At 35.1% G+C, this 14,551-nt stretch carries 14 protein-coding genes, 3 tRNA genes and 1 other RNA gene; 16 read left to right on the top strand and 2 right to left on the bottom strand.

The window, feature by feature from the left end:
* Window positions 1-427: hypothetical protein (locus tag J6Y29_03715; protein MBP5426981.1), on the top strand; the 427-nt coding region annotated here is incomplete at its 5' end.
* 55 nt (window positions 428-482) lie between these two features.
* Here the strand turns inward: J6Y29_03715 and J6Y29_03710 are convergent.
* Window positions 483-791 (bottom strand): collagen-like protein, encoded by a 309-nt coding sequence (locus J6Y29_03710; protein ID MBP5426980.1) that lies wholly within the window; start codon window positions 789-791, stop codon window positions 483-485.
* A 56-nt stretch (window positions 792-847) separates the two neighbouring features.
* Window positions 848-1,927 (bottom strand): glycosyltransferase family 2 protein, encoded by a 1,080-nt coding sequence (locus J6Y29_03705; protein MBP5426979.1) that lies wholly within the window; start codon window positions 1,925-1,927, stop codon window positions 848-850.
* A 160-nt stretch (window positions 1,928-2,087) separates the two neighbouring features.
* Here J6Y29_03705 and J6Y29_03700 point away from each other — a divergent pair, with 160 nt between their 5' ends.
* From J6Y29_03700 to truB, 15 genes are all read left to right on the top strand, one after another.
* The gene (locus J6Y29_03700) at window positions 2,088-3,791 is read left to right on the top strand and encodes a hypothetical protein (GenBank protein MBP5426978.1); all 1,704 of its coding nucleotides are present in this window, start codon (window positions 2,088-2,090) and stop codon (window positions 3,789-3,791) included.
* Window positions 3,792-4,064: 273 nt separating this feature from the next.
* Window positions 4,065-4,141, top strand: a tRNA-Met gene (locus J6Y29_03695).
* Between the two features lie 4 nt (window positions 4,142-4,145).
* Window positions 4,146-4,220, top strand: a tRNA-Glu gene (locus tag J6Y29_03690).
* Between the two features lie 4 nt (window positions 4,221-4,224).
* Window positions 4,225-4,300, top strand: a tRNA-Val gene (locus J6Y29_03685).
* 117 nt (window positions 4,301-4,417) lie between these two features.
* On the top strand, window positions 4,418-4,873 hold the full coding sequence (gene smpB / locus J6Y29_03680; GenBank protein ID MBP5426977.1) for an SsrA-binding protein SmpB: 456 nt from the start codon (window positions 4,418-4,420) through the stop codon (window positions 4,871-4,873).
* A gap of 48 nt (window positions 4,874-4,921) precedes the next feature.
* Window positions 4,922-5,312, top strand: a transfer-messenger RNA (tmRNA) gene (ssrA, locus tag J6Y29_03675).
* 437 nt (window positions 5,313-5,749) lie between these two features.
* Entirely contained in the window at window positions 5,750-6,664 is a 915-nt protein-coding gene (locus J6Y29_03670) for a hypothetical protein (protein MBP5426976.1), read from the top strand.
* A gap of 464 nt (window positions 6,665-7,128) precedes the next feature.
* Window positions 7,129-7,581, top strand: coding sequence for a ribosome maturation factor RimP (locus J6Y29_03665; GenBank protein ID MBP5426975.1), 453 nt, complete (start codon window positions 7,129-7,131; stop codon window positions 7,579-7,581).
* A 16-nt stretch (window positions 7,582-7,597) separates the two neighbouring features.
* Complete coding sequence (gene nusA, locus J6Y29_03660; GenBank protein MBP5426974.1) at window positions 7,598-8,776, top strand: transcription termination/antitermination protein NusA; 1,179 nt, start codon at window positions 7,598-7,600, stop codon at window positions 8,774-8,776.
* A gap of 12 nt (window positions 8,777-8,788) precedes the next feature.
* A complete protein-coding gene (locus J6Y29_03655) occupies window positions 8,789-9,043 on the top strand; it encodes a YlxR family protein (protein ID MBP5426973.1) in 255 nt (84 codons plus the stop codon).
* Window positions 9,044-9,045: 2 nt separating this feature from the next.
* The gene (locus tag J6Y29_03650; protein MBP5426972.1) at window positions 9,046-9,351 is read left to right on the top strand and encodes a ribosomal L7Ae/L30e/S12e/Gadd45 family protein; all 306 of its coding nucleotides are present in this window, start codon (window positions 9,046-9,048) and stop codon (window positions 9,349-9,351) included.
* An 8-nt stretch (window positions 9,352-9,359) separates the two neighbouring features.
* A complete protein-coding gene (gene infB / locus J6Y29_03645) occupies window positions 9,360-12,284 on the top strand; it encodes a translation initiation factor IF-2 (protein MBP5426971.1) in 2,925 nt (974 codons plus the stop codon).
* Between the two features lie 18 nt (window positions 12,285-12,302).
* The gene (rbfA, locus tag J6Y29_03640; GenBank protein ID MBP5426970.1) at window positions 12,303-12,707 is read left to right on the top strand and encodes a 30S ribosome-binding factor RbfA; all 405 of its coding nucleotides are present in this window, start codon (window positions 12,303-12,305) and stop codon (window positions 12,705-12,707) included.
* 2 nt (window positions 12,708-12,709) lie between these two features.
* Entirely contained in the window at window positions 12,710-13,663 is a 954-nt protein-coding gene (locus J6Y29_03635; GenBank protein MBP5426969.1) for a bifunctional oligoribonuclease/PAP phosphatase NrnA, read from the top strand.
* Window positions 13,664-14,551 carry a tRNA pseudouridine(55) synthase TruB gene (gene truB / locus J6Y29_03630; protein MBP5426968.1) on the top strand — a complete coding sequence of 296 codons (888 nt, stop codon included), beginning with the start codon at window positions 13,664-13,666 and terminating at the stop codon, window positions 14,549-14,551.

The following is a 14,551-nucleotide window of genomic DNA, read 5'->3' as shown; positions in this document are numbered from 1 at the left end:
TGTGCCAGAGATGGGATCATACCAAAGAGATCCACTAGCTCGAGCAAATGTGCCAGTGGCGAGAGTTAATTTTATGAACAAAGGATACAGGGCGATCAAGATAAAACAAATTAGTTTTAAAGAGTTGATGAATTCGACAGGAAAAAAAACATATACGTTAAGAAATGAAGAGATGGAAACAGTGGGACAAGCAACAACAAACGATAAAGGAGAAATCGTGTTTTATCTTAGCAACGGTGGAGAGAAGATAACAGGATTAGGTAGTGAACTTTTTACTATACAGCTAAATGACAAGCCAGAAAAAAGCACATCAATTCAGTTAAAGTTGATGCAGGATGGTACATATTATGATTCAAGCGATGATCAAGGATATAAGATGGATATCGATAAGGGTTTGTTGTTAGATGAGACTGTTTTTAAAGATTAATATGATATGTTGATATAATAAAGGAGGGGAGGAGATTATCTAGTCTCCTCCTTTATTAGTTAGATGGAATAACAAAATTTATTGTATAAGTTCCATCTTGTTCAGTTAATGTTACTTCAGCAGTTGTCCCTGTTGTTACTGTGCCAATTGCTAGAGAAGGAACAGGCCCAGTAGGTCCAGTAGCACCGGTAGCTCCAGTAGGTCCGGTGCATCCAGCAGCACCTGTGGCACCAGTAGGTCCCATAGGTCCAGTAGGCCCCATAGGTCCAGGTATGCCAGTAGGGTTATCATCCCACCATGGATAAGGTATACAGTGAGGGTAGTTAGGATTGTTATTACATCTATCATCGTTTATTTTTGCCATAGTAAATCCCCTTTGTTTTGATTTACTTGCAGTATATGAAATTAGTTGTCAAATTGTTATACATCTTTTGTGGATATTTTTTCAAAGAAGTTTTTATTGTGAATTACAGCATCAGATTGGGGTTTATACTTGGCAGCTATTTCATTATGATGTATAGCATTATGTAAATCACCAAGCTTATAATAACACACTGCAAGTTCTATATGAGGTATGTAGTACCAGTAATCATTTAATTTAAATCCCATAATATCTTTATTGTCAAGACGTGTAGTTAGTAAAAACCAATCGCGTGCGGTTTTGTAGTCTTCACACTGCATGAAATAATATCCTATCTGGCAAGTTATTTCTGCACGAGGAGAGTCATATTCAAAGCTCTTAATTAAGATAGGTAATATTTTTGTACGTTCGTTAAGTAGTAAATAGCAAATTGCTAGATTAAAACAAGTGGCTATGTTGTCCTCTTTCCAGCCCTTGCCTTCTTGTAAGAATTGTTCAAAATAGTAAACAGCTTCGATGTTACGGTTATGATTTTTTAGTTCGCGTGCAAAGTAGTATTTGCCGCGTGGACTTAAAGTCATGCCGTTTTTTAAATTAGTTTCATATATTTTGAGATTTCTATCTGTACTAGGTACTTGTTTGGCATGTGTAATAAAAATGTTATTAACATAAAGTATGTTGCCACTAAGTTGTATATATTCATGTACGGGATCATTCCAAGAGTAGTTTTTATTTCTTTTCATGAGACGCGCTCTTGTAGATGTTAGGGTAGGGTTGCCGAAATTATCAAAATTAGTGTTGTATTTAAAGGTTACGATATCGATATTAGGGTCTAAATTTGATTTCAAATATAGTATCTTTTTTTGATTTTCGGGTGAGATAAAGTCGTCTGCATCAAGCCACATTTGATAATCGCAAGATGCTTTTGAAAACGAGAAATTACGGGCTTTAGAAAAATCATTTACCCAAGTAAAATCAAAAACTTTGTCAGTGTACATGTGGGCGATGTCTTTGGTTTTGTCAGTGGAACCAGTGTCGACAATTATTATTTCATCAACTAAATCGCGTGCGGATTCAAGACATTTGGAGAGACATGATTCTTCATTTTTTACTATCATGCATAAACTTATTGTAATCAATTGAATGCACCCTCTAATTTTTTTTCGATATAAATAGATGTATGCAAAGAGCCTTGATATGGTGACTTGAGAAATATTACAATTTAGTTACAGGGTTGTTTGGTCGATATTCAAATGGTATACTTAAATAGATTTTATAAAAGAGAGGGGACGTTAAGCGATGAAGAAGTATTTGAGAAATATTCTTGCTGCGTTGATTGCGTGTTTTAGTATAGTACCATCATTTGCAGCTAGTTTATCTTATGAGAGCGAGGCCAAAATATTGTACAATCTTGGATTGTATAAAGGAGTTAGTGAGACAGAATACAAACCAGAACTAGAACAGAACCTAACAAGAGAGCAGGCAGCAGTAATTTTGATTAGGTTATTTGGTCAAGAAGATGAAGCTCAAAAGTTGAGCGAATCAAAAGTTAGAGCGACATTGGCAAAATTTATAGATGCGCAAGAAATAAGTGATTGGGCCAAAAAAGAAGTTGCGTACGCAACAAGTGAAGGATATATAAAAGGAATTGAAAAAGAAGACGGATTTTATTTTATGCCGCAAGGAGATTTAAAGGGAATAGATTATGCATCGCTTGTGTTACAAAGGCTAGATATATCAGGATTCGATTACTATAAAGCATTGGGGAAATTGCAATCGGAAGGTATAATAACAAGGGCTCAGGAAATTATGTTTAGTAAAAATACATTAACAAGAGATGATGTAGTTGGAATGTCATATGCAGTACTAAAAGCGAATAATCATGGTAAAACAGTTATACAGAATTTGGTGGATCAAGGCAGGGTTGATTTGGATGTAGCTATAGAATTTGGATTGGTAGAAAAACCAAAGCCTGTTGAAAGTGTTACACCAAAGCCTGTTGAAAGCATTGAACCAGCTCAATCTACTATGCCTGTGGTAACACTAAAGCCTACTGTAACACCATCGATTGTCCCAATTGCACCAAACGAAGATATAGAATTAAAAAGAGCGAGTGGAGCGGTAAAGCTTGGACAATGGACACTATCCAATTCAAGTAGAGAGGCACTTAATGTGAATAAGATATATTTGTCAGCTGAGTACGGAGGACAAACTTCAATATTAAATCCTGCTTATGTATCAAATTATTCAATAGAAGATAGTGAAGGTAATGTATACGCAACTTTCTCGAATATAAACGGTACAGCTGCAAGTAAATATGCCAATATATTAGGGAAAAGAGAAGTTGATTTAACTAGGCCGTTTGTGTTAAACCCAATGATTGGAACAGATCAAACCGAGAAGGATTTAGTTGTATACGCTAAAATAGTTGAAGGAGCTCCATATGGAGGAACAATAGAATTGTTTTTAGGAGATGGAACAACTATATTTGAAGCAACAGGATCAAGAACAGGAATAGCTGTGAAGAAATTAGGTGAGAGAATTAGTCAAGAAGATGGAAAGAGAATTATTGCAATATCTAATATAGTACCAGAAATGGCATCGTATAGCAAAAATCCAACAGCTAGAGATAACGTGACTGTAGCGGCATTTGAACTTTCAAACCAGGGACAAAAAGCAGTGCTAATGAAAAAAATAAAAATGAGAGAATTGTATAATTCATCTAGTGGTAGAGAGTATACACTAAGAAATGAGAACATGGATGTAATAGCAAAGGCTACTAGTTTAGAAGGAGACATAGTATTTGAAATTGCAGATGGACAAAGAATATCAGCAGGTAGAAGAGAAAACTTTACTGTGCAGTTAGATAATAAACCGGAAAAGGGATCAACAATAAGATTAAAACTTGAGCAAGAGGGAACATGCTATGACTCAGTGGATAAGAGAGGATACTCTATAAATATAGACAAGACATTGTTGTTTGATGAAGTTGTATTTGAGTAAGTAGAGTAAATAATGCAAATATATAACGGCACTCTTTCCTATGATAAGGAAGGAGTGCCATTTTAAAGGGGGTTAAAATGTATATTTTGTGAGGTCAATATTATTATTGCCTGGGATAGAAATTTTATTCAAAAAAATTAAATATCTAAGTATGGCATTTGGCAATGACTTGCAATTAATTTAGTAACACAAAAACATAAAAACATAAAAAAACATATTGACAAGCAAATTGAAACGTGATAAACTGAACGAGTCTTCAGGAGAGGATAGTAAGGCGGCGTAGCTTAGTTGGCTAGAGCATTCGGTTCATACCCGGAGGGTCGTTGGTTCGAGTCCAATCGCCGCTACCAGAATGGCCCATTGGTCAAGTGGTTAAGACACCGCCCTCTCACGGCGGTAACAGGGGTTCGAATCCCCTATGGGTCACCAATATGGGCGCTTAGCTCAGCTGGGAGAGCATCTGCCTTACAAGCAGGGGGTCATAGGTTCGAGCCCTATAGTGCCCACCAATTGTTGGGAGTGGTATATATGTGTAGTGCATATGTATCGCTTTTTGGCATCTTGACAAGAAGAGGGCAATAATGTATTATGGAGAGCGTAAGCTATTGAAAGCCAGGTGATGTGAAATGGGTGGTAGCATAGAGATACAAAATAGAAAGGCTAGACATAATTACTCTGTAGAGGAGATTATCGAGACTGGTATTGTGTTGTCAGGCACAGAAGTTAAGTCTATCCGTAGTGGGAATGCGAATCTAAAAGATAGTTATGCTAGGATAAAAGATGGTGAGGTTTATATTGTTGGTATGCATATAAGTCCGTATGATAAGGGTAATATATTTAATAAGGATCCTTTAAGAGATAGAAAACTTTTGCTACACAGAAGAGAAATTAATAAGTTAATAGGTTTAGTTCAGCAAAAAGGATTAGCGCTTGTACCACTTAAAGCATATTTTGCTAGAGGGAAGGTCAAGATTTCTTTGGCGGTAGCTAGAGGTAAGAAGCTATACGACAAGAGAGAAGACATTAAAGAACGAGAAGCAAAGAGAGAGATGGATAGAAGTATAAAAGAAAGATTTAGATGATATACCCATAGTGTTATGTGTAAATATAAAAAATGAAGATACGTATATGGGGGCGTAAAGGTTTCGACGGGGTTGCAGAAGCATGAGTAGCGAGTAGAGGATTCTCGTTGGCCTCTTAAAAAACGAGAACATAATAATAAATGCTAATAATGATGAATTAGTACTTCAAGCAGCTTAAGTTCTGCTTGCATCAATTTCTTTGGGACCTGTTTGCCGAAGATTATTGGTGTCAAAAAAACACAGGCCTCGGGTTGTGGTAGGTTAACGACTCCACCTAACTAATCAAAGCTTTGAGATTAGTTAGAAATTATGAAGCTACCGTGATGTGTGTTTTGCCTGTGATACGCATATTGTGGGAATCATAAATCATGGGATACACTCGTAGAAGCTTGTGTGGATGTAGTTTCGGACAGGGGTTCGACTCCCCTCGCCTCCACCATAAGAGTATATATTAAGCTCCTGATTTTTACAGGGGCTTTTGTTGTATTTATATTTAGCAAGAATAAATTAACTTTTATTTATAAGTAAGTGATGAATCGCTAAAAAAATCTAGTATTGATAATTTTTATTAATGGATAAAATTTTTTTTTCAAAAAAAATTAAATAGTTTAGCAGAATGTGTCGATATGTTAATTGATTTGTAGATGCACAAACCACAAAGTAGTATTACGTAGAATTTCTTTCTTAAATATACAGCCCTGAGAAATCAACTCAATGAAGATTAAGGTGCAAATGATTATATAGTTTTGTAATGCTGCGTGTTTTATTTGCACAGGAGGTTTGTATCTATATTCAATACATAATTAATGAGGACTTTTCATAATAAAAATACCTAAAATTTTATAAAGTAATTAAATTAAGATTGGAGTGATTATTATGGCAATGGATAATGATGTTCTCTTGTATAAGAATTTAATTAATGAATACCTTGAAGGACTAAAGGTTTACGTAGAAGTGATTAATGGACAAGATGAGATCAACAAAGAAATTAAAAATGTTGCAAAAGGATTATTAATTGAGCAAGAGAGTAAGCTTAATGATTTTGTAAAAGGGATGGACAATATTGCAAATGGGAAATTAAACGGAGATAATAGATTTTTTGAAAAAGAGAAAAGAATAATAAGGGATTATTTGGCTCAAATTAATGATATTCAATTAGAAGCTCAGATAGATGACTATAATAGGTATTACGGAAAATATATAGAAGGAGATCAAGAAGAATTTTTTGATGCACGACAAGAAGAAAAAAGAGGGAATATAATACTGGAGAAATTAAGAAGTGTTTATAAAAAGCTTAAAGAGCTTTTTAATAAAATTAAAGAATTATTTTTGCGTGTAATGGGTAAAAAAAGTTTGCAACAGAAGGAACGAGAGGAAGAAGATATAGTAAGAGGTCAAAAAGAAGAGCTAGAAGAAGTAAAAATGGAGAGAGTAGGTCAAGAAGAGTTTTTTGATGCGCCACAAGAGGGAATAGAGCGAGAGGAAGAATTTTTTGATGCACGACAAGAGGAAGAACGAGAGGAAGAAGATATAGTAAGAGGTCAAAAAGAAGAGCTAGAAGAAAAGGTAGAGGAAGTAAAAATAGAAAGAGTAGAGCCAAAAGAGGGAAGGAAAGCGGAGGAAATATATATAATACCCAAAGAAGATATAGTAAGAGGTCAAAAAGAAGAGCTAGAAGAAGAAAAGGTAGAGGAAATAAAAATAGAAAAAGTAGAGCCAAAAGAGGGGAAGAAAGCGCAGGAATATAATAAAGGTTCAGAAAAACAAGAAAGTAAAATATGGAATTTTTAAAAGAAGATATTTTCGGGAAATAGTAATATGGAGAACCAAAAATTAGAAGATATAGAGACAGCCGATGTAGAGACAGACAATATAGACCAAGAGCATTTTGAACAAAAGGAAAAGAAAGAGATGTGTAACGTAAAAAAATAAAGATTCAAAAATAGACTGATGAAAGGTAGAAACATCAGTCTATTTTTTTTTATGAAGGGATTCTCGAGCCTTAATTTTTTGATTATACCATCAGGGAAGACCGCAAAAAAGAAGTGGTTAATGCGATTAAAAAAGAGTAAGATATGTGGTGACATTTTTTTTAAAAAAAAGATTGAAAAGTGTAAAGAGATGTGTTATTATAGGATTATTGACTGAGCGGGACTTGGTTTTTCGAGCAGGAGAGTGGGAAGAATTGCCCACTCTTTAATTTTGGTAAGGTTGATTTTAAATAGGTTGTGTGTTGTGCTAAGGAGGTGTTGTAAGTGTCTAAGGTAGTTGATAGAGTTTCTGCTTTAATAGAGCCTGTGTTAAATGATATGGGATTTGAACTTGTTGATGTGGAGCTAACAAAAGAAGGTGGGAAATTTTATTTACGAGTATACATAGATAAAGATAATCACGTCACAGTAGATGATTGTAGTGAGGTAAGTCGTGTGCTGGACAAGATAATAGATGATAACGGTATACAAAATCATGATTTTTTTGAAGTATCATCACCGGGAGTTGAGAGAGCATTAAAAAAGGATAAAGATTTTGAAAAGTACAAGGGACACGATGTTTTAGTTGGATTGTTTTCCAATAAGTATGGGAAGAAAAAATTTGAAGGAAAGCTAGTGGGAAGAAAAGATGAGGTTATTATAATAGATTGCGATGGCGAGATGTTAAGTTTTGATCAAAGAGATGTGTCGTTGATAAAAACAATTTTTAAGTTTTAATGAGGAGGTTTAATAAATGAATGCAGATTTAATTTATGCACTAGAGCAATTAGAGAAAGAAAGAGGTATAAAAAAGGATATTGTTGTTGAAGCAATAGAAATTGCATTGGCTTCAGCGTATAAAAAAAATTTTGGAGCATCACAGAATGTGCGTGTCGTTGTAGATAAAAATACAGGTGAAATAGGTGCATTTGCATTAAAAAATGTTGTGCAAGAAGTAAAAAATGATCTAGAAGAGATATCAGTTGAAGATGCTAAAAAACAGGATCCAACCTTAGAAGAAGGAGATACATTTGAAGTAGAAATAACACAAAAGAAATTTGGTAGAATAGCAGCACAAACAGCTAAACAAGTTGTATTGCAAAGGATAAGAGAAGCTGAAAGAAATATGATATACGAAGAGTTTTCAGCAAGAGTAGGTGACATCGTTACAGGTGTAATTCAAAGGATAGAGCACGGGAATATAATGATAGATTTGGGAAAGACAGAAGCAATTTTGTTAAGAAGAGAACAAGTGCCTAATGAAGAGTACAAATTTAACGATAGAGTGAAGGTATATATCATAGATGTAAAGCACACAACCAAGGGATCGTTGGTATATGTATCTAGATCATGTGCAGATTTGGTCAAGAAGTTATTTGAGCTTGAAGTGCCAGAAATAGCGAGTGGATTAGTTGAAGTAAAAGGTATTACGAGAGAGGCAGGATCTAGAACAAAAATTGCAGTGTATTGCAAAGATGATGCTATTGATCCTATTGGGGCATGTGTAGGACAAAAGGGAACTAGAGTACAAAATATAGTTGATGAATTAAAGAATGAAAAAATAGATATAATAAAGTGGAGTAATAATCCGGTTGAGTACATCGCAAGTAGTTTGAGTCCGGCAGATGTTATGCAGGTTAAAGTGAATGAGGAAGATATGACAGCAGAAGTTGTTGTTCCAGATTCGCAATTGTCATTGGCTATAGGTAAGGAAGGACAAAATGTTAGACTAGCTGCAAGATTAACAGGGTGGAAGATAGATATAAAGAGTGCTTCTAAATTTAGAGAGACAATAGAGAAAAAGTTACTAAATATAAATTTGAATGGAGCGTCATTGTTTAAAGAGAGCGAATCAGAAGAAGAAAATTTGCCGGAAGAGAGTGAACCAGATGTTTCGGACGAAGTAAAAGGGTTGTTCAAAGATAATGATTAAAAGGTGATAGTGTTGAAACAAGTATTAAGAATGTGTATGAGTTGTAAGAAGAAAGTTCCTAAACAAGATCTTATAAGGGTTGTTAGGACAGATGATAATAAATTGTATATTGATACAACATATAAGATTCAAACAAGAGGTGCTTATATTTGTAAAGATAATAAGTGTATTGGTAAGGTTAGAAAGGGTGATAGACTGGCGAGGCTTTTTAGTATTGAAAGTGATGAGAGTTTCTATGATAAACTACAAAGGTTTGTGGAGAGTTGAGTATGAGTGATAAAGTATTTATGTTCCTTGGGTTGGCGAGGAGAGCAAATGCGGTAATATTGGGAGAGGAAGCCGTAAAAAAAGCAGTACAAAATAGGAAGGTGTCGCTTGTTATAGTTGCTAAAGATGCTTCACAAAATACAAAGGACGGTGTGATAAGAAAGTGTGAATATCACCATGTTGTATACAGAAGCATAGGTTTTAAGGAAATAATAGGTAAGCACATGGGTAAAAATGTGGTTGCAGTAGTAGGAGTTAAAAACAAAGAGTTTTCAAAGAAGTTCATTGAAATGATAGAAGATATTTAAAATTGAATATGGAGGTGTGCATATTGGCAAGATCCAGAGTTTATGAAGTTGCAAAGGCATTAAATATCACTAGTAAGAGATTACTAGAAAAGCTAAAAGAGATTAGCATAGATGTGAAAAATCACATGAGTTTGTTAACGGAGGAAGAGATAGGCCAATTGTACAAACATGTAGGCTTTGTACAAAACAATATGAAAGAGGATAAAGTAAAGAGTGGTGGAATTGAAGGAGCGTTGAAAAAAGATAGGAAAAAGGGTCCTGTTATAATAAGAAAGAGACAGATATATTTGGATGGAGATGAGAGTATTAAGGAGAATAAGAAAGAGACTAATATAGAAAGCAAAAAAGAAGAAAAAAAGGCTAAAGGCAACGGATCGGGTCTAAGACAGGGTTTTGTGTACGAAGACAATAGTTATGATAGGTTGTTAGAAGAGATGAAAGCTAAAAATATGATGAAGCAAAGAGAAGAAAAAATGCTTAAAGCAGATGAGAAAAATAATACAGTAGATGAAACTAAAGCCCAAATTAATGGTCTTGATGCAAAAGTTGAGCTTAGTTCTAAAAAAGATGTAATTAAAAAAAGTAGTATTTCAAAAACAAAAGAGGTAGCACATTTTGGATATCAGAATAAAAACGTTAGCGATAGTAGTCAACATAACAAAGATGGGAACAAGTCACAATTGAAAAATGAAAAAGATAAAATAGTGTCAAATATGCGAAGGGATAGTATGAATAGAAAAACAAAAGAGCAAGGAGTACTAGTTGAAAACAAGGGCCAAGGCAATAATCGAGGGAATGGAGCTTGGCAAAAAGATAATGCTACAAAAAAGAATAATAAAGGTTATCGATCGGATAATGTTAAAAGTAGCAAAACAAAAGAATTAAATGAGAAGCAGGCAGAGTCACTGTCTAAACAAGAGAGAAGAGAATCTTCAATAAAAAGTGCAGAGAAAGAGAAAAAAAGAGAGCAAAAAAAGGAAAATTTAAGTATTAGGTCTCTATCTACAAAGGATTCTAAATACGATGGTACTAAGAAATACATAAAAACGGGTAAAGGTGGAAACACGGATACCTTAATTGATGAGTATTATGATGAACAAGGTAAGTTTGCAAGAAAGAATAGGGCTAAGAATAAGAATATGAAAGAAGAACAGAAAACTTTTGATATACCAAAAGCTGTTGTAAAAAATATAACAGTTGCAGAGAGTGTAACGGTAAAAGAATTAGCGGAAGCTATGAAAAAGACAGCTGCTGAAGTAATAAAGAAACTTATGTTTTTGGGAATGATGGTTACAGTGAACAGTGAGTTGGATTTTGATACAGCAGTGTTGATAGGTGACGAGTTTGACATAAAAGTAGAAAAGCAAGTTGAGGTAAAGGAAGAGGATATTCTATTTAAAGATGACGAATTAGTAGATGAATCCAAGATGATAGCAAGGCCACCGGTAGTAGTAGTAATGGGGCATGTCGATCATGGAAAGACATCATTGTTGGATGCAATAAGAAAAACTAATGTAACGACAGGAGAAGCTGGTGGAATAACACAGCACATAGGTGCTCATACTGTAAAAATAAACAATAAAAGTATTACATTTTTAGATACACCGGGGCATGAAGCGTTTACAGCAATGAGAGCAAGAGGTGCTGAGGTTACAGATATTGTTGTATTGGTTGTTGCGGCGGATGATGGAGTTATGCCGCAAACAATAGAGGCTATTAATCATGCAAAGGCAGCAAATGTTTCTATAATAGTTGCGGTGAACAAAATAGACAAAGAAGGAGCCAACCCAGATAAAGTAAAGAAGGAATTATCCGAATATGGATTAATACCAGAGGAGTGGGGTGGAGATACTATATTTGTTCAGGTGTCTGCTAAAAAGAATCAAGGTATAGAGAATCTTTTAGAGATGATTACGTTGGTGTCAGAGATGTTGGAACTTAAGGCAAATCCTAATAGGCAGGCAAAAGGAACAATAATAGAAGCGAAGCTAGACAAGGATAGAGGACCAATAGCAACACTACTTGTGCAAGAAGGAACATTAAATTCTGGAGATTCAATAGTGGCGGGTGTTACATTTGGAAGAATAAGAGCCATGGTAGATGATAAAGGTAAGAAAATAAAAAAGGCTGGTCCATCTACACCAGTAGAGATATTGGGATTCCACGAAGTGCCAGAGGCAGGAGAAGTATTCCATTCAATAACAGATGAGAAGCTTGCAAAGAGTCTTATAGAAAAGAGAAAGTTAAAACAAAGACAAAAGCATCTTAAAGCTACAGCAAAAGTATCGCTTGAGGAATTATATAACCAAATACAAGCAGGTAATATAAAAGATTTAAATTTGATAGTGAAGGCGGATGTGCAAGGATCAGTTGAAGCTGTTAAGCAATCATTGCAAAAGCTTACTAATGATGAAGTAAGAATTAATATAATACATGGTGGAGTTGGTGCGATAACTGAGCAGGATGTGATACTTGCACAAGTATCCAACGCTATAGTAATAGGATTTAATGTAAGGCCTGCATTGAATGTTACAGAGATTGCACAAGATGCAGGAGTTGATATAAGACTTTATAGAGTAATATATAATGCGATAGAGGATATACAGGCTGCCATGAAAGGAATGCTTGATCCGACATATAAGGAAGTTGTGATAGGGCACGTTGAGATAAGACAAATATTTAAGGTGTCGGGAATAGGAACTATTGGTGGTGCGTATGTGTTAGATGGGAAAATAACAAGAAATTCAGAGGTTAGAGTGATACGTGATGGAATAGTTGTATATGAAGGAAAACTTGCTTCACTTAAGAGATTCAAGGATGACGCGAAAGAGGTAGCACAAGGTTTCGAATGTGGATTATCCATAGAATCGTTTAACGATATAAAAGAAGGAGATGTAGTAGAAGCCTTTGAAATGCAGGAAGTAGAAAGATAGTAAGAGAGGTGGATTGTAATGTCAGTTAATAGAATAGATAAGATATCAGAAGAAGTAAAAAGGGAAATAAGTCATATAATACAGCAGGAGATAAAAGATCCGAGATTACCTGATATGGTAAGTGTTACGCATGTTAAGGTTACGAAAGACTTGAAATATGCAACAGTTTATGTAAGTGTATTGGGTGATGATGAGAAGAATAATGCAATTTTAGCATTGAAGAATTCAGCTGGCTTTATAAGACGTGAGTTGGGAAGAAATGTTAAACTTAGGTTATTGCCAGAGTTGATATTTAAGCTTGATGATTCAATAGAGCATGGTTTTTATATATCTAAATTAATAGATGAGAAGATTCATAAGAAAAATGTATCAGAGGATAGTGTAAAAACTTCATCAGGTGATAATATACAGAAAGAAGAATGAATATGGATAAAATAATACAACTGATAGAAAAAGCAAAGAGCATAGCAATAGTGTCCCATACGAATATGGATGGAGATGCTATAGGATCGTCATTGGGACTTATGCTTGCACTTAGGAAAATGGGGAAGTATGCTGTTACGTATATAGAAGAAAATGTACCCGAAAGATTTGATTTTTGGCTTGACATAGATGGGCTGGTTAGATATAATGGTGACAAAATTGGAGAACATGATCTTCTCATTGTGGTTGATGTAGCGGATAGGAAGCTTTTGGGAGACAGAGGACGCTTGCTTGATGAAATAAAGAATACTATTTCGCTAGATCATCATGTGTTGCATTATACGTATTCTGATAATAGTTACGTTAAGCCTGATGCAGCAGCGGCAGGAGAGATTGTGTACGATCTTGTAAAGCGTTTGGGGGTACAGATTGATTTAGATATAGCGACGTGTCTTTACGTTGCGATATCAACTGATACGGGTAGATTTAAGTTTGATAATACAACACCTACAACGCATATGATAGCGGGGGATTTGTTGTCGTATGGCGTGGATAGCAATTGGATATCGAATAAGGTGTTTGATGAAAATAGTAAAGAGAGAATTAAGCTTGTAGCGGAAGCAATAGGTACACTTAAAATGTATTATCATGAGAAAATTGCGGTTATGCATATTACGAGGGAAATGATGGATAAGGTACATGCAAAAGAGAGTGATTCTGAGGGCATAATAGATTTCGCAATAAATATAAGAGGAGTAGAAGTGGGTGCCGTGATACGAGAAAAAGAGGATGGCAGCCTTAAGGCAAGTCTTAGGTCGAAATCTTTTGTTGATGTATCCAAAGTAGCTAGTATGTTTGGCGGAGGAGGACATGAGAAGGCGTCCGGCTGTACATATCAAGGAGATATAATGAGTTTTGAGGAAAAACTGGTAAATTGTATTAGAGGGGAAATGTAAGTGAATGGTATAATAAATGTGTTAAAACCCACAAATATGACTTCTTTTGACGTGGTGGCGTATTTGCGAAGGGTTGTAGGCGAGAGGAAAATAGGACATACAGGTACGCTAGATCCAATGGCAACAGGTGTATTGCCGGTGTGTATAGGGAAAGCAACCGGAGTAATTGATTATATATTGAATAAAGATAAAAGCTATGTTGCGGAGATTGTTTTTGGCAAGAACACAACTACCGAGGATGCTACAGGTAAAGTGACGGAGGTATTTGACAATAATGCTAGTATAGATGAGATAAAGGGGGCTATATGCTCATTTGAAGGAGGATACAGTCAGATTCCACCTATGTATTCAGCTGTAAAAATAAACGGGCAGAAGCTTTGCGATCTTGCGCGAAAGGGAGAAGTCATTAAGAGAGCTCCTAGAAGTGTAAAAATAAGTAATATTGAAGTGGTAAGCATAAAAGATAATACGAAAGCTATTTTTAGATGTGATGTTAGTAAAGGAACGTATATAAGAACACTTTGTTATGATATAGGGAAAAAACTTGGTATTGGTGCATATATGTCGTTTTTGGTAAGAGATAGAGTGGGAGAGTTTGAAATACAAGATGCACTTACGTTGGAGAAAATAAAAAGTTTGAGTGATAGCGGAAAGCTTGATAGGCACTTGTTGTGTCCAGATTGTGTCTTGCAAGATTATCCTAGATTGCCTTTATCTAAAGAGCAAGAGAAAAAGTTTTTAAATGGTAATTTGGTGAAGCTAAGAGGGTTCACGGCAAGTAGTGATTATTACAGGGTATATGGATACGATGAAAGGTTTATAGCAATTGGTATTTTGGTAAAGAAAGATGATGTTGTATTTATAAAATCGAAAAAATTGTTTGCATAA

It is taken from the genome of Clostridiales bacterium (assembly GCA_017961515.1).
Lineage (GTDB): Bacteria > Bacillota > Clostridia > Acetivibrionales > RGIG10202 > RGIG10202.
This window is presented reverse-complemented; position numbering and strand designations above follow the sequence as displayed.

What these genes read in the sequence shown, in the direction of transcription:
- smpB (MBP5426977.1), top strand. Translation starts at nt 4,418, where the DNA reads ATGGGTGGTAGCATAGAGATACAAAATAGAAAGGCTAGACATAATTAC.
- nusA (MBP5426974.1), top strand. Translation starts at nt 7,598, where the DNA reads ATGAATGCAGATTTAATTTATGCACTAGAGCAATTAGAGAAAGAAAGA.
- J6Y29_03710 (MBP5426980.1), bottom strand. Translation starts at nt 791, where the DNA reads ATGGCAAAAATAAACGATGATAGATGTAATAACAATCCTAACTACCCT.
- J6Y29_03670 (MBP5426976.1), top strand. Translation starts at nt 5,750, where the DNA reads ATGGCAATGGATAATGATGTTCTCTTGTATAAGAATTTAATTAATGAA.
- J6Y29_03700 (MBP5426978.1), top strand. Translation starts at nt 2,088, where the DNA reads ATGAAGAAGTATTTGAGAAATATTCTTGCTGCGTTGATTGCGTGTTTT.
- J6Y29_03635 (MBP5426969.1), top strand. Translation starts at nt 12,710, where the DNA reads ATGGATAAAATAATACAACTGATAGAAAAAGCAAAGAGCATAGCAATA.
- J6Y29_03650 (MBP5426972.1), top strand. Translation starts at nt 9,046, where the DNA reads ATGAGTGATAAAGTATTTATGTTCCTTGGGTTGGCGAGGAGAGCAAAT.
- infB (MBP5426971.1), top strand. Translation starts at nt 9,360, where the DNA reads ATGGAGGTGTGCATATTGGCAAGATCCAGAGTTTATGAAGTTGCAAAG.
- rbfA (MBP5426970.1), top strand. Translation starts at nt 12,303, where the DNA reads ATGTCAGTTAATAGAATAGATAAGATATCAGAAGAAGTAAAAAGGGAA.